Here is a 22,730-nt window from a genome sequence, read left to right on the forward strand (position 1 = left end):
GTTGGTTTCGTTGCTGGTTTTTGACTCGCTTGTTTTTTAGCTGTTGTAAATTGTTGACCCGGATAAATGAAGTCTGATCCTCCATTTAAGCGACGTGCTTCGTTCACAGTAATTCCTAAACGATTGGCAACAGTAAACAAGCCATCGCCTGGTTGGACAGTATAAGATTGTCTTCCTGTTGATTGTGACCCATGATTTCCTGTTAAGGTTGCATTGGAATGTTTTCCACTACCAGCAGGCGTATCATATTTAGTTAAATCATTTGCTTCGATAATTTGATTTAACTTCGTCCCATAACTTGTATCTGTCGCATAGCGTCCAGTTAACCAAGCAGTAGCATCTTGATAAGAATTCGTATTAGATTTCCATGTTCCAGCATAGAAATATGGCGCTCCAGAAATACCATGACGTAATATATCTGCATAATCTTCTAATGACTCATGGAAGCTTGGGTATACTCGGAAGCCATCTTTAATACCGTAATAATTACCCGTTCCATCATCTTCCAATGTATCAAATACTGCAGATTGCCCGTTATAATTTCCTTTAATTCCGAACAAATTGTTATACGGTGGAAGTGACAAGCCACTTTGTCCCCATCCAGATTCTAGAATTGCTTGAGCCATCATAACTGAGGCATATAAATCATTATCATTGGCTATTTCGTAAGCATGAGGAATTAATTGATTTAAAAAAGGATTACTAGTGGCAGCAAAATGTACTGTGTTTTCTTTTGCTGAAACTGTTTCAACATGGTGATAAGCATCTAGAGCTGCGATTGATAATGCAGACCCTAAGATAATTGACCCCATTTTTAACGATTTATGCGCCATCTCGCGCATATGTTTGGATTGTTTTTTTCGTCCCGCTGTCATTTATTATTGGCCTCCTATATTACTGAATAATCTCTATTCTATTATAAGCGATAGATACCCAAACCTTAAACCTCTTTTAATAATTTACCAATTATTAACATATGTAATCTTTTTGTAATATCATAGATGGTATAATTTTCCATACAAGATTATGTAAAGAGGAAGAGTATATGATTGCAAATATCGTCCAAATGACTCACTTATTATTAAAAAACCATTTGTCACCAGGAAGTAACGTTTTAGATGGGACGGTTGGAATGGGAAATGATACTGAATTTCTCGCTCAACTTGTAGGTAAATCAGGAACGATATGGGGATTTGATATTCAAGAAGAAGCCATTATTAGTACCAAACATAAATTAGCTAATTTCCAAGGTACGTTACATCTTAATCAAACAAGTCATGCTAACATTGACCAGTTTATCCCCAACATGCCTTGCTTAGATGCTGCAATCTTTAATTTAGGTTATCTTCCCAAAGGAGATAAGGCTATTATTACAACTGCTCAATCAACGATTCCTGCTTTAGAACAAACCTTAATTCGCTTGAAAGTCGGTGGAATATTATTAATTGCAGCTTATATTGGACATGAAGGTGGGTATGAAGAATACCAAGCAATAAAACATTTCTTAGCAACTTGTCCGCAAAAAGAATATCATATTGCTGAAACACAACATATCAACCAAAAACACCAACCTCCACGTTTATTTATTATTGAAAGGAGAGCATAGTGAAAGTATTCCATAAACATTCTATAAAAGGTATCGCTTTTATCATCAGTAGTTTACTTATCGTACTCACTTTAGTTCCGAGTTTTACTTTTTTGATGACTCATGACCTTATTAATTGGCCCGTTAGTTCTTACTTACTGATCATCCAGTTATTGCTAAGTCAAATTTACTTTTTATTTACTCAGCACGATAAACCTTGTGCCATACCTAATGCGATTATTTTAGGTCTATTTGAAATATTCATTCTTATTTGCTGTCTTCTCATTCGTGATTCTCTCACTTTATTTACTTGGGGATTACTCTTTATTCAATGGTTTCTCGTCCATTGGGTCATTATTACCAATCAATTAGCTGTCATTTTACCCATTATTACTTTGGCTAGTCAGTTGTTGATGATGCAAAATGTCTTTGAATTTACTCAAACACAGCTTTTTCTCACGTCTTTTCATATTGTCCCTATTCTATTTAATTTGAGCATTGCTTGTTTCCTTGCCCTTTTATTTTATGAGGATAAACAAGGGCATTCAGCGTTACTATGGATTAGTTCTTGGGGATTGTTTCTTCTTTGGTTAATTTCGTCATTATTTTTCAATTATCAATCCTTAAAATTAACCATCACTATGGCTATCTGCCTCGTATTGATTTTAGTGATTTATCAAATCACTCAGCGAAAGATAAACAAATAGCCAAAATAAAAAAACTTCCCTTGAAGATATCTTCAAAGGGAAGTCTTTTTTATTGTTATTAATGTTTTTCAACGTTTGCGGCTTGAGGACCACGTTCACCATCTTCAATTTCGAATGTGACGTTTTGTCCTTCTTCTAAAGTTTTGAATCCTTCACCTTGGATAGCTGAGAAGTGAACGAACACATCTGAGTCGCCTTCACGTTCGATGAATCCAAATCCTTTGTCAGCATTAAACCATTTCACTGTACCTTGTTCCATTAATAAAATCCTCCTCGTGCAATGCACAAATGTTTTGTTGATATTCTTGCATGGTGCAAAGTAAACAGTGGTGATTGTCTTCCAAATGCCAGACTTATTACCAATCCAAAAATACTAGTACGAGTATACCATTTATAGAATATGAATGCAATCATTTAATTTACTTGAGAGGTTATAAAAATGCCCCATATTCTCTAAGGCTTAAATAGTGATCTTCTCCAACAATAATATGGTCCAAAACATCAATCCCAATTAATTCTCCACAAGCATCTAAACGTTTAGTGAATTCAACATCTGCTTCTGAAGGCTCGATGTTTCCTGAGGGATGATTGTGACCGACAATTATACGAGCAGCCGAACAACGGACAGCAGAGCGAAAAATTTCTCTTGGATGTGCCACACTCGTATTTAGTGACCCCACAAAAATAGTTTCTTGTCGAATAATCTCATTCTTAGTATTTAAAAAATAAACCAGCACGTTTTCTTGTTGTAAGTCTTTCAACGCTTCAATAAAGTATTGACCGGCATCAGAACTCGATTGAATACAGCCTTTCTTAGTAATAAATGTCGAATTTAATCGATTGCCAAATTCAATTGCTGCCTGAATCTCTACAGCTTTAGCCGGACCAATTCCAGAAATTGCCATAAAATCAGCATGGGAAGCAGTTTTCATATCATAGAGTGATTCAAAATGATTCATCACATGCATCCCCAGTTGCAAGGCATTCATACTTTTTGTTCCAGTTCGTAAAAGAATCGCCAATAATTCATAAGTCGCTAAAGACTTAGGTCCATTAAGTAATAAGCGCTCACGCGGTCGACTATCGGTAGGTAGTTCATGAATCGTTAATAATGATGAGGTCATATAAAAACTCCTTTCCTTAATAATTACGGAAAGGAGTTCACAAAATTAGCGACCAGTCATTTTTTTCAACATTTGATACATTTTATATTTATACGGATGAGGCGCCCAATCAAAGGCTCCTATCATTTGAGCAGCATAACCTTTAAATGATTTTTTAAATTGGAAGACGCCATCACTACCATCGAATACCCCATCAATACCTAAGAAATTATAATGTGGAATACTAGATTCAAGGGCATAATTCATCATATATTCTTGAATTAAATATGGCGCATGTAGTTTTTTAAAGCGTTCATCTGATCCAGCAAATACATACGTCACGATTTGTGGTGAAACAAAGAATTGAGCCGCAGCAACTAATATTTCTTTATCGCCATATGTAGCCACCCAATCTTCCGCTTCATCTTTTCGTTTCTGCATACTCATTAATTGAGACTGTAATTCTTGGCGTTGATTATTCTTTTTACGCGAATCTGGATTTTTCTCTAAATGGGCATTAACTTTGGCTAATTGTCGTTTTAATTTTTCTTCTTGGGTAGTAATTTGTTCTAAATAATTAGCAAAGTTAATTTTTGCACCAATAAATTTGACGCGATCGCCATAAGTATCATAGACAGTTTGATAATATTCTAGAGTTTTATCTTGATACCCTTGTCTATCGGCGGTTTCTGCGGTGATTTCTTTAAATCGAGGGAGTTCATCGCGAGTCAATTCTACAATTTCTGTCCCGAATTTACGCGCCTGTTTAATCGAATATTGCCCCGTTTTTTTATCGAACGATTGGAATAAAGCTTTAGGAGAGTCAAATGTGAGATCTTTTAAATATATCCAATTGAGTTCTGTTGTTGACATTTTACTATCATATATTTGGTGACTAAAGCCTTTTTGTTGATACAAGTCAACCACTTCAGCGTTTACTACTCGTTCATTCTGTCCTTCCCAATCAGTAATTTTTCGTGGCACCATGGGAGTTATGGTTAAATATAACCCATTCAAATCTTTAGTGAATTGTTTAATGCCTTCGAGTAACAATAGACCACTTTCAGTCGTTTTAGCAAGCAAACCGCCATTAACGGTGACTGCTTTTCCCATACGTAGAGGAGAAACGGTAATTAAAGCGCCTGCTAGTATTTGATCCCCTTCTTTAACACCTAAGAGATGAGGAGACCCTCCTCTAGCTTCCTGTAATTTTTTCATTTCTAATGTTTGCATATGATTGCCATATTCCATTTCATCGGCAAACAATCCAAATTCTTCATCTGTCAAAATTGCGACTTGCATGCTTTTTCATTTCTCCTTAGCTTTTAAAATTTCATAATGATTAATCGATAAACGGGATAACATCCCAAATATGACCGACAACAGCTAATGCTTTATCAAATACCTCATCATCGGGTGCAATTAAGTCAGGAACCATGACGACATCAATATGAGCCGCATAACTTGCTCTGACCCCATTTAAAGAATCTTCGATAACAATAGCATCTTCTGGACGATAGCCTGATACTTCTAAAGCTTTTAAGAAAATATCAGGTTGTGGTTTGGCTTCAGTCACGTCATCTCCACCGACATAATGAGTGAAGTATTCAGACAGGCCTTTTCGTTGCATTAAATCGACAACTTCTTCGTGTTTCGAAGAAGAAGCAACCATACATTCTACCTGTTTACTTTGTAAATAATTCAATAAATCACGCACTCGTGGCTTCAAGTCTGGAGCCTCGCGTGAGATCAAGTCAATAAAAATTTCACTTGAACGATTCGCTAATTGATTTCCTAATTCTTCATCACCAAGCAATTTTTGAAATCCTAACCGAACACTTTCTTCACTAGCTCCTACAAATTGTAAGTAATCTTCTTTAGGAAATTTCCGACCAAATTCATGAAACGCCATTTGATTTGCCTTCATATACATCGCTTCTGTATCTAATAGCGTCCCATCCATATCAAAAATAACAATCTTTTTCATAATATACCTCCGCTTTATCTTAATTTAATAATAACAGGATTGACTTTCCTTTTTCCATAAAAAAGCCATAATTATGAAAAGTCAGTAGATATAGAAAGACCACAACAGATTGCTGTGGTCTTTTTTAGCGAAGTCTAGTAATTATAGTTGTTTCAATTCTTGTAATCGTTGTTCCGTGCTAGCTAATTTTTGTTTATAATCTGCCCCTTTGTCTCTTTCACCTTGGACAACTTTTTCTGGCGCATTAGCCACAAATTTTTCATTGGCTAATTTTTTCTCAACACGGTCAACTTCACTTTGCCATTTAGCCAGTTCATCTTCTAAACGTTTGATTTCATCATCAATATTGATGAAGCCTTTTAATGGCAAGTAAATTTCACCACGATTGAAGAAAGTTGTTAATGCTTGATCAGGCGCTTCCATAGTTGTGGTGATTTCAATACTTTCTGGATGACAGAACCGTTCAATATAAGATAAGTTATCTTCTAAGATTGCTTGTGTTTCCTCATCATTTGCTTTCACTAAGATATTAATTGGTTTTGAAAGTGGAACGTTTTGTTCATTTCGTGCATTACGGATAGCACGGATAAAACTAATTAATACTTCCATATGATCCACAGCTTCTGGATGATTCAAAGCATTATCGACTTCTGGATAAGCTGCTTGTACTAATGAATCGCCTTCATGAGGAACATGTTGCCAAATTTCTTCCGTCACAAATGGCATAATTGGATGTAATAGACGCAATGTTTGATCTAAAACATAAGCTAAAACAGAACGTGTCGTTTGTTTATCTTCTTCATCATCACCATTTAGAACTTCTTTACTCATTTCAATATACCAGTTACAGAAATCATCCCAAATAAAGTGATATAGATGACGACCAGCTTCTCCGAATTCGAATTTGTCGAAATTCATATTGACAACGGAGATTGTTTCATTCAACCGAGATAGAATCCATTGGTCAACCATTGAATTGACGTTTGATAAATCGCGAGCTTCAATCGTTAATCCGTCTAAATTCATAAGCGCATAGCGACTAGCATTCCAAATTTTATTAATAAAGTTCCAAGCGGCTTCTAATTTTTCGGTATTATATCGAATGTCTTGTCCTGGAGTTGAACCAGTCGCTAGGAACCAACGTAGAGCGTCAGCACCAAATTCATCCACAACATCCATTGGGTCAACACCATTACCTAATGATTTAGACATTTTTCGTCCATCTTTATCACGAATTAATCCATGGATTAACACATTTTTAAACGGAGCTTTACCCGTAAATTCAAGTGATTGGAAAATCATTCGGCTAACCCAGAAGAAAATAATATCGTAACCTGTCACTAAAGTATTTGTAGGGAAATAGCGTTGATAATCTTCAGCTGATTCATCTGGCCAACCCATTGATGAAAATGGCCATAATGCGGAACTGAACCAAGTATCTAAAACGTCAGGATCTTGTGTCCAATTTTCAGGATCGCTAGGTTCTTCCATACCAACATATAATTGTCCTGTTTCGTTATGATACCAAGCTGGAATTTGGTGTCCCCACCATAATTGACGAGAAATTACCCAGTCATGAACATTTTCCATCCAAGTTAAATAAGTATGTTCAAAGCGTGGAGGATAGAAGTCCACACGATCATCAGTGTCTTGGTTATCAATTGCTTGTTTAGCTAATTTCTCCATTGAAACAAACCATTGTGTTGATAAGCGTGGTTCAACGACAACGCCGGAACGTTCTGAATGTCCCACACTATGAACTTTTTCTTCAATATCAATTAAGACACCTTCAGCTTTTAAATCAGCTACAATTGCTTTACGCGCTTCTTCACGTGTCATACCAGCATATTTGCCGGCTTTGTCATTCATAGTCGCATCTTCATTCATAATATTAATACGTTCTAAATCGTGTCGGTTACCAACTGCAAAGTCATTAGGATCGTGGGCAGGCGTAATTTTAACCACACCTGTTCCAAATTCCATATCCACATAATGGTCAGCAACAATTGGAATTTCACGACCAACTAACGGTAGAGTCACCGTTTTACCGACTAAATCTTTATATCTATCGTCATCTGGATGAACAGCTACTGCCGTATCTCCAAGCATTGTTTCTGGACGTGTCGTTGCTAATCGTACAGAACCACTTCCATCAGTTAATGGGTACTCAAGATGATAAAAAGCACCGGGATCATCTTGATAAATAACTTCCATATCTGATAAAGCAGTCCGAGCTTTTGGATCCCAATTGATAATATATTCGCCACGATAAATAATGCCTTTTTCATATAATTCAACGAAAACTTTACGAACGGCTTGTGATAACCCGTCATCTAGAGTAAAACGTTCGCGGTTATAGTCAACAGAAATTCCCATTTTAGCCCATTGCGCACGAATCGTTTTGGCGAAATCTTCTTTCCATTCCCACGTTTTATCGAGAAATTTCTCTCTTCCTAAATCGTAACGAGACACACCGTCTTCAGCTAATTTGGCTTCAACTTTAGCTTGGGTAGCAATTCCAGCATGATCCATACCAGGTAACCATAATGTATCATATCCTTGCATCCGTTTATGACGAATAATCATATCTTGTAACGTCACATCCCAAGCATGACCAAGATGAAGTTTCCCTGTAACATTTGGAGGTGGAATCACAATTGAATAAGGTTCAACATTGCGATCACCATTTGGTTCAAAGCGTTTTTCATTTAACCATTGCTCATAACGGCCGTCTTCGACAGCGTTAGGATTATATTTTGTCGGCATATCTATTTCTTTCATACTCATCTTCCTTTCTAAACAAAAAGCCCTATACAACAAAATGCTGTATAGGGCGTTAACTTCATTTAAACACGGTACCACCTAAAATTGGGTCTCAATGGATAACGGCAGTAGCCGAAGTAATGACGTTTAAGCAACCATAACTAAGTTTTTCATGAACTCTCACCAACCGTCCACTCGCTGAATCCTTCCTTAGTTAACCTCTTAAACATTACTTTATTTGTAATTCTTAAATATTTTAGCATGATAGTATTTAAAATGCAATAAACGCTAAATCCTCGCAATGATACTTACTTCATATTAACAGGAATTACTCCTCTTCTTCTCGACGTTTGGTTTTACCTGTCCAGTCCGCGAAACCACCTTTTAAGATATAAATATTATCATAACCAGCAGCTTTTAATTTGTTAGCAAAACGTCCTGCCATTGTCACACCATTATCATATAGATAGATTGGTTGTTTTTTGTTTAATCCAGGAACACCACCTTGACTCACTGTTGAGTAAGGAATATTTCGAGCCCCAACAATATGAGCAGAATGGTAGTCATTACTTTCCCGTACATCAATCACTTGGGCTTGACGTTTAGTTTGGTCAAACTCTGCTTGTGATAACATCGTTGCAGCGTCTTTTCGCTTCATCCAATTATATAACCAAAAAATCGCATAACCAATTAAAATAATAAATAGTAACGCCCATAAAACTGTTCCAAATGTAATTCTCATATTAAGTCCTTTCTTTTTTATTGTTGTTTCAAAACTAGTGATGCTGAACCGATAACGCCGGCTGTATTCCCAAGCGATGCTAAACGAATATCTGTCGTTTCACGAATACTTGGATAAACATGAGGCAGGAAGTGGGATTTAACTTTACTAATTAAATACTCACCTGCATTAGCTACCCCACCACCAATAACGATAGCTTCAGGATTTAAAACCGAAGCAATTTGGCCAAGTGCATGTCCTAAATAACTCATCGTTTCATCAATGATTTCTTCAGCAAATATATCTTCATTTTGAGCCGCATCAAAAATATCTTTCGTGGTTACTTCTTTTCCTGATTGAATGTTTGTTACTAGTTCCGAATCAATAGTCGTTTCTTTGGCTCTTTTTTCAGCAGTCCAAACAATTCCTGAGGCACTAGCAACGGTTTCTAAACATCCTTGATTGCCACATGTACATTGAAAACCATCATCAGGATTAGCTAACATATGGCCAATTTCACCAGCCGCCCCAGCACCAATGACTAACTGGTCATTGACAATCACACCGCCACCAACGCCAGTACCTAATGTGACTAACACCATATTAGGCGCTTTGTCACCCGCACCTAACCATTGCTCTCCTAAGGCTGCAACATTGGCATCATTTTCAATATAAACTGGAAGATCCCCGTAGTGGTCGATAAACGCTTGTCGGATAAACTGCTCTTGTTTCCAATTTAAATTATAAGCACCTGTCACTGTGCCAGCATCGCGATTAATAGCTCCTGGCGTTCCAATACCAACACCTAAGAAATTGTCAATTGCTAGATCACGTTCTGCTAAAAATTGATCCATAGATGCTATAATATCCGGAACAATTTGACTTCCATTATCCTCACTACGAGTAGGAATACTCCACTGCGAAAGAATATTTCCACTAGTGGTTAATGCCGCTAATTTAACAGAGGTCCCTCCAACATCAATTCCCATCACATATTTTTCCATATCTTCTCCTCCATAAATGCTTTATTTAATTTCATCTTCTTTGGCCACTAAAACTTTATTAACAGGTAAATCGTAAGTCGTTACTTCCCAATCTGGTTCGTCAACAAACATTTCAGGAAAGGCTAGGCTCACTGTTTGACCAGTAAAGTCTACTAAGTAACGATCATAGTATCCACCACCATGACCTAAACGCTGACCGTTTCTTGCAAATCTTAACCCAGGAACAACCAATAAATCGATAGTCTCTTTTGCTACCCACTGAGCATCCTCCCCAGGTTCCAAAATACCATAAGCCGATTTTTTTAATGCTTTTTTATCAGTCAATATGCCAAAAACCATTTGTTTACCAGGTAATGTCTTCGGAATAACAATCACTTTATTCGATGATTTAGCAGCATCGATAATAGGCTGCGTGTCAATCTCTCCTCCAATTGGCAACGTAATGGCTATCACTTTAGCTTCTTGCCACTCCGGTAGTGCTAGCAATTGTGCCATTAAATCCTTTTGATAAGCTTGTCGTTGCTTAAATGATAAATGTTTCCAATACTTTTTGGTATTTTGGCGTAATTGTTTCTTAGCTATCATTATAATCCACTCCTATAATAAGGTGTTATAGATTCCATGATTTAATAAAATAAAGCCCACAATTCCAATATAAACAACTAATGCTAACACGCGATTAATCAAAGAGTTTCCTCTTTCTTGTCCTGACATTATCATAAACGTCGCAATGAACCCACCTAGAATACCACCTAAATGTCCCCATAAGTCGACACTATGACTAAATAAACTCATGACAATGTTAACAATAATTAATGTCCGATATTGCCGCCCTAGAGCACTAATATAGTGATTATCTGGATATAAAACAGCAAGTGCTATAAACACAGCGAATAATCCAAATAATGACGTACTAGCTCCGGCTGATATCGATTCACTAAACTGATAGCTTAAGGCGTTTCCCATAATGCCACCAGCTAAATAGAGCCACGTAAATTTAAAATGGCCGAGTGTTTGTTCTACCATACTTCCTAAAAAATATAGCGTCACCGAATTAACTAACAAATGAGTAAACCCAATATGGAGAAAAATTGGCGTAATTAGTCGCCACCATTCTCCTAGAGCAATTGCCGGTGCAAATTTTGCTCCATACTGAATCAGTACAGGAGTATATTGGCTCCCTCCCTGTAATTCCATCAGTAAAAACACAATAATTTGGATTAGTAAAAATAGCCATGTCATGATGAGCTTTTTGTTCATTAGAAACCTCCGTTATAGTAAAAAGGCCAGTATGTTGATATCCGAAAGCATATCTAACATACTGACCTGTGAGTCATTGTTCACGATTTATTTAACTTCGCGGAACAAGCATACTTTTTTTAATTTTGGACTATATTTTTTTAACTCTAAACGGTCTGGGTTGTTACGACGGTTTTTTTCAGTTAAGTAAACGCGTTCCCCTTTTAGTTCAGTGTTTTCTAAAGTAATGTTTACACGCATGTTATTCCCTCCAATACCTTATGGTTTCGTTGATTCAAAATCATACTTACCAAGTATAGCATATGACAATCTGCAATTGCAAAATCTTTTCGCCTTTCTAGCAACAGTTTTCGCTATTTTTTAATATTACTCTGCAACACTGTCATCTGTAGTTTGGTCAGTATCAGTCGTTGCTGAATCATTATTGTCATCGTTGTCTTGGTCGTTGCTTTGATTATTTAATCCTAACACGATTTCAAAGACATCTCGTCCAATATCTTGAACATTTGAACTTTGAGCGTCTTGATTAATACCTGGTGTCACTATAGAAACCGCATATTTCGGATTGTCATAAGGCGCATAACCAACCCATGAATGGTTCTCACCTTCGTTAGTTTCGGCAGTCCCTGATTTACCGGCTATTTTAATTGGGAAACCTTCGAAAGAGTCATACCCTAACCCTTCGCTGTTATTAATTTGTTGATAAAATCCTTCTTGAATTCGTTGAATTTGTTCTGGCGTATTTTTCACTTTATTTAACACTTTAGGTTCTTTAGAATATACGACCCGTCCGTGATCTTTAGAATCTTCGCCTTCGCGAACTTCTTTTAATACGTGAGGCGCAATACGTTTTCCACCATTAGCGATGGTTGCAACATATTGATTTAAACTAATTGGTGTAAAAGTATCAAACTGTCCAAAGGCTAAGTCAAGAGCATTCCCTGGATTATCCGGAATACCACCATTAATCCCTGGAGATTCATTTTCTAAATCAATCCCTGTTTTAACACCAAGTCCATATTGATTATAAACGGCACGTAATTTAGGAGATGTTTCATCAGATAATCCACTTAAATCCATACCGCTATAGTAATTATTTAATCCACCAATCGCCATTGCTAATTTAATCATATAAACGTTAGATGAACGAGTAAGGGCCATCTCATCACTCAATGTTTTTGGTGAAGAGTCTTTATTAACGGTGTACCACCAAGACGCTTTCGTTGGGGTACCAGCAAAGTTTAACGGTTCATCAACCAGCGTATTATTTTCTGGAGTAATAATACCATATTGATAACCAGCAGCTACGGTCGCCCCTTTAATAGCTGAACCCATAATAAAGGATGAATTAATCGTTCCTAGGGCATCATCAATAATATTGCCATCTTCATCACGGCGTTTTCCAACTAAGGCAATAACATCACCTGTATTAGGATCTGTAACGACCATATACATTTGATTATTCGTTGATACAGTTCGTGAATTCAAATAGTCTTCGGCATATTTTTCTAACTTCTCTTGAATTTCAGAATCAATAGTTAAAACAAGTGTATCGCCAATTTCTCCTGGGTATGTTTGTTCTTGACGTACAACTTCACCATTTTGATTCACTTCTGTTTCGTAAATGGCTTTTGATCCACGTAAAATATCTTCGTATTGTAATTCTAAATAAGAATCGCCGACACGATCATTTCGTGCATAGCCTTTTGCCAAATACTTATCGGCATCTTCTTGAGGTAAGCCCTCTTCAGTTGTTGTGACATTACCAAGAACACTACGTAATAAGTCATTTTTAGGATATGTCCGTTTCCAATCCATAGAAGCAGTCACACCTAGTAAATCCCCATTATGTTCACTAATTTTGGCTACTTCTTCTGAAGTCACTTCTTGATTTTTTATTAACGTAGGAGTAAACGCATAAGCACTATTCATTTTTTTGAAAATTGCTGCTGCTTCTTTTTCTTCATCACTAAAATCTAATTCATCATCTGAAATATGCTTAATTTGTGCGTCATAAACTTCATCTTCAGATAATTTCTTTTCGTCTTTGCTTAAGCGATCATTTAACTCATCCATATGTTTCGCCGCAAAGTAATCTTTTTTGTCCCGATCGGTTAAATTTTCGGTATCCATTTCAATAAATGTTGCTAACTTATCAGCGGTCTTGGCCATATCAGTCGCAGAAACATCTTGACCACGGGTATAACTAATCGCCTGTAAACCTTCATTGTCTACTAATAATTTGCCATTACGATCAGTAATATAACCACGAGGAACCCCAACTTTGGCAATATTGGTATCAGTCATCTGGACGAGATGAGTAAAAGCGTCTCCTCGTACCAATTGAACATAACCCAAACGCATAATTAGTACCGCAAAAAGCGCAAAAACAATCACTAACAAGATATTTAGTCGATTTAAAAATTTACCCCAATGTGGTGCACGTCTATTTTTTTGTTTGAATTCACCCATTGTGCAACCTTACCCCTTCATTAATAGTTATTGAATCTCTATCATATCATACAGTAAATTATAACTTAAATTCTTTCAACATTCCTATAATAATTTTATAAACTTTCACTTGTCATTTCCTATTTTCTGATGGACACGTTAAAATAGAAGATAATATTTTTTAAGTGGAGACTGATAGTTTTGAATTGGATAACAAAAATAACGCAACAATATCATCGACACCCCAAACGATGGCTGTTAACTCTCGCCTTTCTTATTCCCATCATCTTAATGGGTGGCTTATTTATCGGTATGAAAGTCTTTCCATTTGGTGACAATACCCTGTTAACAGTAGACCTTGGCCAACAATATTTAGACTTTTATCAATATTATCGTCATTTTATCTTATCTGGATTTGAGGGTGGCTTCTACTCATTCAGTAAAAGTATTGGTGGCGAGATGCTAGGAACCTGGGCGTATTATTTAATGAGTCCATTTATGTTAGTGACTTTACTATTCCCAGGTAGTTGGTTATCAGTCGCTATTGCCGTGATGATTTTACTAAAACTAGGTACCGCAGCTTGGAGCTTCCAATGGATGTTAGGAAAAATTTATGATGATTATAATTGTCGCTCATTAACTTTTTCTCTTATGTATGCTTTTATTGGCTATTTAAGTGCCAATCAGTTAAATATTATGTGGTTAGATGGGGTGATTTTTCTTCCTCTGGTGATTTGGGGAATCGATGAGATATTTACTCACCAACGTTGGTGGATATATACACTCAGTTTAGCTCTCGTTTTATGGACAAACTACTACATCGGCTACATGGTATGTCTTTTTTCCATTCTCTTTTTTATTTATCGATTCGTCGTTTCAATTCCTAAATCACTAGCTAAAATTAAAAAACAAGCCTTTAATGTCCTTCAACCAGTTGGACATTTCATCATCGGATCACTATTAGCAGGAGGACTAGCAGCTATCCTCTTAGTTCCCACCTTCCAATCCTTGTTGGCCAGTAAAGGGGCACACGAAACGGCATCACTTGATTGGAGTCTAGCTTATCCATTTCAAGAACTACTAAGCAAATGGGTGATTGGATCCTTTAATTTCAATCAAATGCCAGATGGTCTCCCTAACTTATTTGTTGGCTCTTTAGGAATCGTTATGTTACTTACTTTTTTAATGAATCGTCGCTTTCATTGGAGCGAACGGTTCACTGCATTAAGTATTATTAGTGTGTTATTAGTCTCAATGAATACCAACGCATTGAATACCATTTGGCATGGCTGGCAAGATCCCATCTGGTATCCTTATCGTTTCTCATTTGTGTGGAGCTTTTTTGTTCTATATATTGGTTATCGTCAGTACCGCCAATTATCACTCCCTAAACTTCGCCAAAATGTAATGGTTTTATTATTGGGGACAATAGCAACCCTCTATCTACTAATGCATGTCGATCAGTTTGACGAAATTAACGCGTTAAAAATTTGCATTAGTTTTGGCTTATTCACTATTGTCTTACTCCTCACTTTATTAATATCTGAATATCCTAGAAGTATTGTTTGGCTTCTACTTGCCTTAACACTCGGTGAAGGATTTGCGAATAGTGCATTAAATGTGACGTCTCTTGGTTATCTTGATTATGAAGATGTTGTTGACCCTATTATTGCGACTCAACCTACCATCAACACGTTACGTCCTAACGATCAAGAGTTTTATCGAATCACTAAAGATTACCAACGAACCAAAAATGATGGCCTACATATGGGGTATTATGATTTAAATCAATTTAATTCAACTTTAGAAAAAGGAACAACTGAATTATTTAAATCACTTGGCTTTCCAAGTAGCGAAGTTTTCACCAACTACACGACAGGTACGCTATTTACTGACGATTTCTTTGGGGTTCGCTATATGCTCGTTCAAGATCAGCTATTACCTAATCCTATCAATGGTAAATTAATTAGCACCCGATACGATTGGCTAAGTCAGCCAATAACACAATCTAACGACAGTGAAATTGTCACCGAAAACGAAGATGCTTTAGGTCTTGGATTTAGCGTTAACGAGGATTTTGCTAAACTAAAAACGGAAGATATTTATCCAATCTATTTACAGGATCAAATGTTACAAGCCCTCGATAATAAGGCAGAAATGTCGTCAGAAAATAGTCAAACACAATATTTCTCATTAGAAAATTTTCAAAGCTTAGACTTGGAAAATGTCGCCACTGACGATCCGAATCACGTAGCAGCAACTTATAGTCGGGAAAAAGATAATGAAAGAAGTCTGATTACCGTAACGTTTACTCCTGATACAGATGACGCCTACTACTTAACCGTGCCACAATATTTAAATGATGATGACGTTACTTTTTTCCTTAATGGTCAAGAATTAGCATATGATGATACGTTTAGAAGTACGCAAATTTACAATTTAGCCAATAATGATGTTGGACAAACGAAAACATTTCAAATCGAAATTTTAGCAGATGCGGTTACCTTACAAGATTTTAACCTGTATCGCCTCGATAAAAAACGAGTAGCTAATGTGGCGACTCAATTGAAAGACCATTCCCTACAACTTGATCATTTTAGTAATAGCCGTTTTTCAGGAAAAATCACAACGACTCACTCTAATGACTATTTATTGCTTACATTCCCTTATAGTAAAGGATGGCATTTTAAAGTTGATGGAAATCCGGTGACAGCTAAACCACATTTTAGTGGTGGCCTCACCTTACTTCCGTTATCAAAACCAGGAACTCATGAAGTAACGGCATATTATCGTCCCCCTGGATTAATACTTGGGGGCCTCATTACCATTAGTTCAATCGTTATCATAGGTGGCCATTCCTATTATTACCGTAAGCATCAAAAAAGCTGGAGATAATCTCCAGCTTTTTCTTATCTATTCTTGCCAAATGCTTCTGCTAAAATTTCCACAGCATGCTTTCTAGCTGCAAAGCTAGGCATAAGGGGAATGAGTAGTAACTCGTCGGCTAGAGCATCTTCAGCTAGCGTCTGTAATTGAGTAGCCACATCATCCGTCTGCCCGACAATCATCCGTGTCCGATTACGTTCTATTTTTTCTCTATCACTAGCGGATACTTCATAGGCATTAGCTGTTGATACGGATGGAAAACGATTAAATTCTTCAAAATTATCTTTTCCTAATAACCAAATATCTAAGGCTTTCGCATAATCTTTAGCCTCTTCTTCATCATCTGATACCGTTAAAAATGGAGCGATTGTCACTTGGGGCTCACTGAGAAACTCAGATGGTTTAAAGTTTTCACGATAAACCCGACAAGCGGAACGACAAACTTGTAACTTGTCATCACTAGCATAAGGGAATAAGCCAAAAGTATAGCCAATCCCTAATTCAGCAGCCATTCGTGCTGATTTTACACTCGATGATAGCACAAACAATTCAGGCTGAGCAGCCGTCTGAGGGTTAGCTACAACTCCTTGGTTATCCCCTTGGCCTAGTAGATAGTTTTGAATCGCTTCAATTTGAGATTGATAATCAAAGGACGCCTTATCAGCCGTATTTAATGCCCGCTGAACGGGACGAATGCCAAATGTATTTCCCATACCTAAGTCAACTCGACCAGGATGTATAGCTGATAACATCCGGAAATTTTCAGCGACTTTAAGAGGCGCATAGTGCGGAAGCATCACTCCACCAGATCCAATACGCAAGTTTTCAGTTTGGTTTAACAATTCACTAATTAAAATTTCAGGAGTTGATGAGGCGAATGCTGGAACATTATGGTGTTCAGCGACCCAAAAGCGTTTGAATCCATTTTGATCACAAACTTTTGCTAATTCAATGGTTTCTTGAATCGCTTCGTCAGCATTACGTCCCTCATTAATTTGAGCATAATCTAAAATACTTAACTCAACCATTATTATTCCTCACTCTCTTGGGAAGGAATCGCTAGAATAAAACGAATAAGGTCTTCAGCATCTAAGCCACTAATATACTCATCAACAGTCGTATCAGCTAAGGCTTCGCGTAATGCACTCGCTTCTAATTTGGTGCCAATCAATTTATCTTCTAATTCTGCTTTTGGTTTAACACCGAAGAAATCCCCATTAATTTGAATAGCTTCAATCCGTGCATGTGTAATCGTTAACCCAATATGTAGTGTTCCAACACCATCAAATCGTTGTTGCACTTGATAATCAAAGGTTTCAAAGTGACCATAAGTCCAATCCCAATTATTGTACATATTATTTGCTATCTCATCGATTGCTTGCCAATCTTCATCTGTTAATACATAACGTTTGGCATCGTCTAAGTCATCAACTTCTAACAATTCTTTTAAAATAAATTCTGTAAATTTCCATACTGAAATATCTTGATATTCAGGATCTAGAGCATCGCGTAATGTACCGACACGTTGACGAACCGATTTCACACCGTGTGAAGAAATCTTCTTTTGATTTGGTTTTAATACGGTATTCATCACTTCATAATCAGGATCAAGCAATAAAGAATAACCAGCATAAACACGATCATGGACGATGGTCATTGCAGCACCAGAGATTTTTTTATCATTTAACGTTAAATCGTTACGACCTTTTTGCTCTAATCCTTCCACACCCATCTTTTCTAATACACGAATAATAGGTGCATATAATTTGTCATATTGGCCAAAGATATTGGTATCCCCATCATTTGGCACTAAGTAACAAAAACTCATATTTTTGTCATCAAGATAAACAGCGCCACCGCCCGTTTCACGGCGAACTAAACCAATATTATGTTCATCCATATAAGGTTGGTTTACTTCTTCATAAGCATTTTGATTCAATCCAATTTGAACAGAGGGATTGACCATATAAGGGAAAATGATTTTATCATCTAAAAAAATATTATCGCGAACATAGGCTTGAATCGCCATAGTTGTTCCTTGGTCGTATACCCATTCACCATTACGTATTGGTTCAATTAAATACATGATTATCCTTCTTTCATTTGTTTCACTGTTGCTAATGTTTCGGCAATATCTTCAGTAATGCGAATTGCTTGTGATTTGGCATCTGCTGAAATACGATAAGGCTTTTGATTCATCGTCACATAAAGTGCTTGAGGGTTATTAGCCGTCCATTTTTGGAACGGATGACGAATGAATTGAGGTGTAGTCATACCAACTCCAATTTCTAAATATAAAATTTTATCGGCTTCATGAGCGTTTAAAAAATCTTGATACCGTTTATTTTGGGCATGCCAATCTGCATCTTCCACCATCCCACGCTCGGCATCGCGTTTATTTACTTCTAATGGAGCGCCACATTTAGGGCAATGTGGGACTAATTCACTCGGCACTTTCATATTCTCTTGTTCAGCAACCATTTGACGAACGAGTGCTTCATCTTGATACGTTTGTTGATGACAAAATTGCGAGCATTGCCATAATCCATACTCTCCTTGAATACGGAAAACTTTGTTCATATCATAATTAGCTGCATAAAAAGCATTATCAGCGTTGGTGGTAATCACATGATACGTCTTATCTCGTAGAATAGATTTCAAATCAAGATAGGCTTGTCCTACCGGTTGATCAAAGTAATTTAATAAAGCAAATCGACTTTGAAAAGCCCAATACTCTTCCCAATCTTCAAAATCAGATAAAAATGCTTGCAGCATATCATAATAGTGATATTTCTCAATAAAATCTGGAAACGCCTCTTCAAAACGAGGGCCAGCATAAGTAAAACCGGTTGCAGCTGACATACCAGCCCCAATACCAACAACAATCGTTTCTGCTTCATCAATTGCTTGTTTTAATATTTCTGGTTGGCTAGCTTTCATATCAATAGCCCAATCGATTGCTAAATTCGTCATAATTACTCCTTAATCATCTAATAACTTTTCATAAATTTCTCTATCTTTATCTAAAAAGACATTGAAAACTACTTTCAAATCGCTACCTGTCGTTCTTAAGTACTCTTCAACAGTTTCAATCGCAACTTTCGCCGCCTCTTCATTTGGATAATGAAACTCACCTGTTGAAATACAACAAAAAGCCAGACTATCTAATTGATGGTCATCTGCTACTTTTAAACAAGAGCGGTACGCAGAACGAAGTAAATCTTCCTTGATTGGAGTGACACCCCTGGAGTCGATATAAGGGCCAACCGTATGTAAGACATATTGACTAGGTAAATTGTATCCTGAGGTAATCCGTGCTTTCCCCATTGGTTCTTTATGTCCTAATTTCATCATAAATTCATGACAAGCTAACCGTAATTGAATACCCGCACGTGTATGAATAGCATTATCGATACAATCATGATTAGCTTGTGTACACCCAAGCATATCTGAATTAGCTGCATTCACAATACCATCAGTCGCTAACAGTGTAATATCGCCTTGCCACAAATATAATTGAGATTTAACCGGTGAAAGCTCTGAGAAGTTAACCACGTTTCGTCGCGTCAATAATTCTTGTAATACAGCATCTTGTCTCATTAAAAAGTCATCAGAGACCGGTTTTGGCGGACGGATATTACAATACCCACGAAAGATTTCATATTTATCATCAATTGTTTCATTCGGATATGAACTAAAGAACTCTCTATGTTCAGGCATTTCAGCTGACAAATCAGTCATTAGATGGTCAAGTTCTCTTAATAGCGTTTGGTCATTCATAATGTTCTCCTTAATAAAAGAAGGATTATAGCGACAGTTATCCCGTCACCATAATCCTTACTTGTGATTCATTATGCGTCTTCTAAGCCAGCAAAAGCTTCTTCATCAACATCTGTTAGTTTAACTAACCAATTTTCTTCTTGTTTAGCAGAGTTTAATAAGCTAGGTTCAGAAACAGCTGCTTCATTACGAGCAGAAACTGTACCATTTAATGGGCTTAAAATTTCCATTACTGTTTTAGAAGCTTCGATACTTGCTAATGAGTCATCTTTTTTAACACTTTCTTCATCAGAAAAGTCTACATAACCCACTGTTCCAATATCGTCTTGTAATTCGGGAGTCATACTTACAATATATTCATTATCTTGTTTATCAATAAATAAGTAATTTGCGCGTTTTGTCATTAAAAAAACTCCTTTCTTTAAACTACCGGTCCTCATTCTAACAAATTTCTTTACAGTTGGCTACTGTATTAGTTTGAAAATTTCTGTGTTATATTTAATATAAGAATATAATAGTTAAAGGAGAATTTTTATGTCGGAATTAAATCCTAAATATAAGCCATTATTCGAACCTATCACACTGGCTAACGGTGTCCAATTACCTAATCGTTATTCCTTAAATCCAATTACAACGAACGCTTCTTCTAATGAAGGATATGTAACAGAAGAAGAAACCAGATACGCTGAAAGACGTGCAAACTCTGCTCCATTCCAAGTGACAACAGCTGCTTATATCGAAGATTATGGTCAGTTGTTTGAATTTGGCCCTAGCATACGTGATGATTCCTATATTTACGGTCTATCACAACTCGCCAAAGCGATGAAGAAAGATGGGGCTAAAGCGATTATTCAATTAACCCATGCTGGTCGTTTTGCTAAAATTGCTTTAAAAGATTACGGAGCCGTTTATGGCCCTAGTGCAATGCATCTTAATACACCAATAGAACATGATGTGATTGCTATGTCTAAACGAAAAATTAAACATGTGATTGAACAATATGCTCAAGCAACTCGTCGAGCAATTCAAGCTGGATTTGATGGTGTTGAAATTTCCAATGCCCAACGTTTACTACCACAACAATTCTTCTCTCCATTCTCTAACCAACGTGATGATGAATACGGTCCTCAATCCGTTGAAAATCGTTCACGTTTTGGTGTAGAGGTGATGGCAGCTGTCCAAAAAACGATTGATGAATACGCCAATGATGACTTTATTCTTGGTTTTAGAGGAACACCTGAAGAAACACGTGGTAATAATATTGGTTATACTGTTGATGAATTTAACGAATATTTTGACCGCATGATGGAAGTTTGTACAATTGACTACTATGCTATTGCTTCATGGGGACATGATATTTATCTAGAAACCGTACGTGGTGACAAACATCATGGAGAACTCGTTAATAAAGTGGTAACAGATCATGTCAATGGTCGTTGTCCAGTCATTGCTACTGGTGGAATCAATTCCCCTGAAAAAGCATTAGAGGCTTTGGAAAACGCAGATATGGTAGGAATGTCTTCTGTATTCGTAACGGAACCTGATTTTGTCACTAAATTAGCAGCTGGAGAAGAAAATCAAATTAATTTAGATGTCACGTTAGAAGAATTACCTCAATTAAATATTCCTCAACGTGCTTTCAAAGATTTAGTTGAATTTATGGATTTAGGTGGCTCTTTACCAAAAGAAGCACGGGATGAATTTAGACGATTAGCTGACCAAGACCCTACCAGCTACTTTAAAGAATTCAAATAATTAAAAAAGCTGGTTTACACCAGCTTTTTTATTTACAATGCTTTTTCATATAATTCACTGACTTTATCCCAATTAACTATTTTCCAAATGGCCTTAATATAATCTGGGCGAACATTGCGATAATTTAAATAATAAGCATGTTCCCACACATCAACGCCAAAAATAGGAATTAATCCATCCATTAGCGGACTGTCTTGATTAGGAGTTGATACTAACTCTAACTCCCCATTATTAACGACTAACCAAGCCCAACCAGAACCAAAGCGACCAGTCGCCACAGACAAGAATTGCTGTTGGAATTCAGAAAATGAACCAAATGTTTGTTCAATTGCTTGTAACAACTGGCCATTAGGTTCTCCACCTTCGCCACCTAAAATTTGCCAATATAATGAATGGTTATAATGACCACCAACATTTTGTCGAACTAGGGGGCGTATCTCCTCGGGAAGTTCATTAAAAATTCGTAATAATCCTTCAGCAGAATGATTTTTGAATTCAGTATTTTCTAAACCTTTATTTGCATTATTGACGTATGTTTGGTGATGTTTATCATGGTGTAAATGCATCGTTTCTTCATCAATAATCGGCTCAAGGGCATCATAGCTATAAGGCAAATCTGGTAATGTAAAAGTCATCGGACTCCCTCCTTAATTTTGTTAGCACTATCATAGCAATATTTATCCTTATAAAGCAAAGATAATGCCTATTATATAAGATTATTCTTCATT

The 22,730-nt window shown here is 36.7% G+C and carries 22 protein-coding genes; 4 read left to right on the forward strand and 18 right to left on the reverse strand.

Features of this window, described 5'->3' with window-relative positions; all coding sequences use genetic code 11:
- On the reverse strand, positions 1-875 hold an 875-nt coding region (locus B8955_RS00475), incomplete at its 3' end, for a glucosaminidase domain-containing protein (protein ID WP_143238335.1).
- 170 nt (positions 876-1,045) lie between these two features.
- On the opposite strand from B8955_RS00475, the gene B8955_RS00480 reads away from it, so the two are divergent.
- Positions 1,046-1,606, forward strand: a complete 561-nt coding sequence (locus tag B8955_RS00480; protein ID WP_084097713.1) for a tRNA 5-(aminomethyl)-2-thiouridylate-methyltransferase MnmM — start codon at positions 1,046-1,048, stop codon at positions 1,604-1,606.
- Positions 1,606-2,292, forward strand: a complete 687-nt coding sequence (locus tag B8955_RS00485) for a hypothetical protein (RefSeq protein WP_084097714.1) — start codon at positions 1,606-1,608, stop codon at positions 2,290-2,292. Before B8955_RS00480 ends, B8955_RS00485 begins: the two co-directional genes overlap by 1 nt.
- A 58-nt stretch (positions 2,293-2,350) precedes the next feature.
- Here the strand turns inward: B8955_RS00485 and B8955_RS00490 are convergent, their stop codons facing one another.
- From B8955_RS00490 to B8955_RS00540, 11 genes are all read right to left on the reverse strand, one after another.
- Entirely contained in the window at positions 2,351-2,551 is a 201-nt protein-coding gene (locus tag B8955_RS00490; RefSeq protein ID WP_084097715.1) for a cold-shock protein, read from the reverse strand.
- A 172-nt stretch (positions 2,552-2,723) separates the two neighbouring features.
- Positions 2,724-3,416, reverse strand: a complete 693-nt coding sequence (radC, locus tag B8955_RS00495; RefSeq protein WP_084097716.1) for a RadC family protein — start codon at positions 3,414-3,416, stop codon at positions 2,724-2,726.
- Positions 3,417-3,461: 45 nt separating this feature from the next.
- Entirely contained in the window at positions 3,462-4,697 is a 1,236-nt protein-coding gene (locus tag B8955_RS00500) for a peptidoglycan bridge formation glycyltransferase FemA/FemB family protein (protein ID WP_084097717.1), read from the reverse strand.
- A gap of 40 nt (positions 4,698-4,737) precedes the next feature.
- The gene (locus B8955_RS00505; RefSeq protein WP_084097718.1) at positions 4,738-5,382 is read right to left on the reverse strand and encodes an HAD family hydrolase; all 645 of its coding nucleotides are present in this window, start codon (positions 5,380-5,382) and stop codon (positions 4,738-4,740) included.
- 141 nt (positions 5,383-5,523) lie between these two features.
- Positions 5,524-8,163 (reverse strand): valine--tRNA ligase, encoded by a 2,640-nt coding sequence (locus B8955_RS00510; RefSeq protein ID WP_084097719.1) that lies wholly within the window; start codon positions 8,161-8,163, stop codon positions 5,524-5,526.
- A gap of 310 nt (positions 8,164-8,473) precedes the next feature.
- Positions 8,474-8,887 (reverse strand): rhodanese-like domain-containing protein, encoded by a 414-nt coding sequence (locus tag B8955_RS00515; protein WP_084097720.1) that lies wholly within the window; start codon positions 8,885-8,887, stop codon positions 8,474-8,476.
- Between the two features lie 17 nt (positions 8,888-8,904).
- On the reverse strand, positions 8,905-9,870 hold the full coding sequence (locus tag B8955_RS00520) for an ROK family glucokinase (protein ID WP_084097721.1): 966 nt from the start codon (positions 9,868-9,870) through the stop codon (positions 8,905-8,907).
- 21 nt (positions 9,871-9,891) lie between these two features.
- A complete protein-coding gene (locus B8955_RS00525) occupies positions 9,892-10,455 on the reverse strand; it encodes a 5-formyltetrahydrofolate cyclo-ligase (RefSeq protein ID WP_084097722.1) in 564 nt (187 codons plus the stop codon).
- A gap of 12 nt (positions 10,456-10,467) precedes the next feature.
- Positions 10,468-11,130, reverse strand: coding sequence for a rhomboid family intramembrane serine protease (locus B8955_RS00530; protein WP_084097723.1), 663 nt, complete (start codon positions 11,128-11,130; stop codon positions 10,468-10,470).
- An 87-nt stretch (positions 11,131-11,217) separates the two neighbouring features.
- Positions 11,218-11,370 carry a 50S ribosomal protein L33 gene (gene rpmG / locus B8955_RS00535; RefSeq protein ID WP_084097724.1) on the reverse strand — a complete coding sequence of 51 codons (153 nt, stop codon included), beginning with the start codon at positions 11,368-11,370 and terminating at the stop codon, positions 11,218-11,220.
- Between the two features lie 126 nt (positions 11,371-11,496).
- Complete coding sequence (locus B8955_RS00540; RefSeq protein WP_084097725.1) at positions 11,497-13,602, reverse strand: penicillin-binding transpeptidase domain-containing protein; 2,106 nt, start codon at positions 13,600-13,602, stop codon at positions 11,497-11,499.
- Positions 13,603-13,782: 180 nt separating this feature from the next.
- Between B8955_RS00540 and B8955_RS00545 the strand changes: the two genes are divergently transcribed.
- Positions 13,783-16,476 (forward strand): YfhO family protein, encoded by a 2,694-nt coding sequence (locus B8955_RS00545; RefSeq protein ID WP_143238313.1) that lies wholly within the window; start codon positions 13,783-13,785, stop codon positions 16,474-16,476.
- A 14-nt stretch (positions 16,477-16,490) separates the two neighbouring features.
- Here the strand turns inward: B8955_RS00545 and B8955_RS00550 are convergent, their stop codons facing one another.
- The 5 genes from B8955_RS00550 to B8955_RS00570 form a co-directional block, all read right to left on the reverse strand.
- Positions 16,491-17,495: an LLM class flavin-dependent oxidoreductase gene (locus B8955_RS00550; RefSeq protein WP_084097727.1), complete on the reverse strand. Its 1,005-nt coding sequence runs from the start codon at positions 17,493-17,495 to the stop codon at positions 16,491-16,493.
- A gap of 2 nt (positions 17,496-17,497) precedes the next feature.
- Positions 17,498-18,553 (reverse strand): lipoate--protein ligase, encoded by a 1,056-nt coding sequence (locus B8955_RS00555; protein ID WP_084097728.1) that lies wholly within the window; start codon positions 18,551-18,553, stop codon positions 17,498-17,500.
- Between the two features lie 2 nt (positions 18,554-18,555).
- Positions 18,556-19,440 (reverse strand): SIR2 family NAD-dependent protein deacylase, encoded by an 885-nt coding sequence (locus tag B8955_RS00560; RefSeq protein WP_084097729.1) that lies wholly within the window; start codon positions 19,438-19,440, stop codon positions 18,556-18,558.
- Positions 19,441-19,449: 9 nt separating this feature from the next.
- Complete coding sequence (locus B8955_RS00565) at positions 19,450-20,247, reverse strand: protein-ADP-ribose hydrolase (RefSeq protein ID WP_084097730.1); 798 nt, start codon at positions 20,245-20,247, stop codon at positions 19,450-19,452.
- A 71-nt stretch (positions 20,248-20,318) separates the two neighbouring features.
- Complete coding sequence (locus B8955_RS00570; protein WP_084097731.1) at positions 20,319-20,651, reverse strand: glycine cleavage system H family protein; 333 nt, start codon at positions 20,649-20,651, stop codon at positions 20,319-20,321.
- Between the two features lie 130 nt (positions 20,652-20,781).
- On the opposite strand from B8955_RS00570, the gene B8955_RS00575 reads away from it, so the two are divergent.
- The gene (locus B8955_RS00575; RefSeq protein ID WP_084097732.1) at positions 20,782-22,002 is read left to right on the forward strand and encodes an NADH-dependent flavin oxidoreductase; all 1,221 of its coding nucleotides are present in this window, start codon (positions 20,782-20,784) and stop codon (positions 22,000-22,002) included.
- Positions 22,003-22,034: 32 nt separating this feature from the next.
- Here B8955_RS00575 and B8955_RS00580 read toward each other — a convergent pair whose 3' ends face one another.
- The gene (locus tag B8955_RS00580) at positions 22,035-22,637 is read right to left on the reverse strand and encodes a superoxide dismutase (RefSeq protein WP_084097733.1); all 603 of its coding nucleotides are present in this window, start codon (positions 22,635-22,637) and stop codon (positions 22,035-22,037) included.
- Positions 22,638-22,730: the final 93 nt, after the last annotated feature.

Source organism: Aerococcus suis, assembly GCF_900176325.1.
Lineage (GTDB): Bacteria > Bacillota > Bacilli > Lactobacillales > Aerococcaceae > Aerococcus > Aerococcus suis.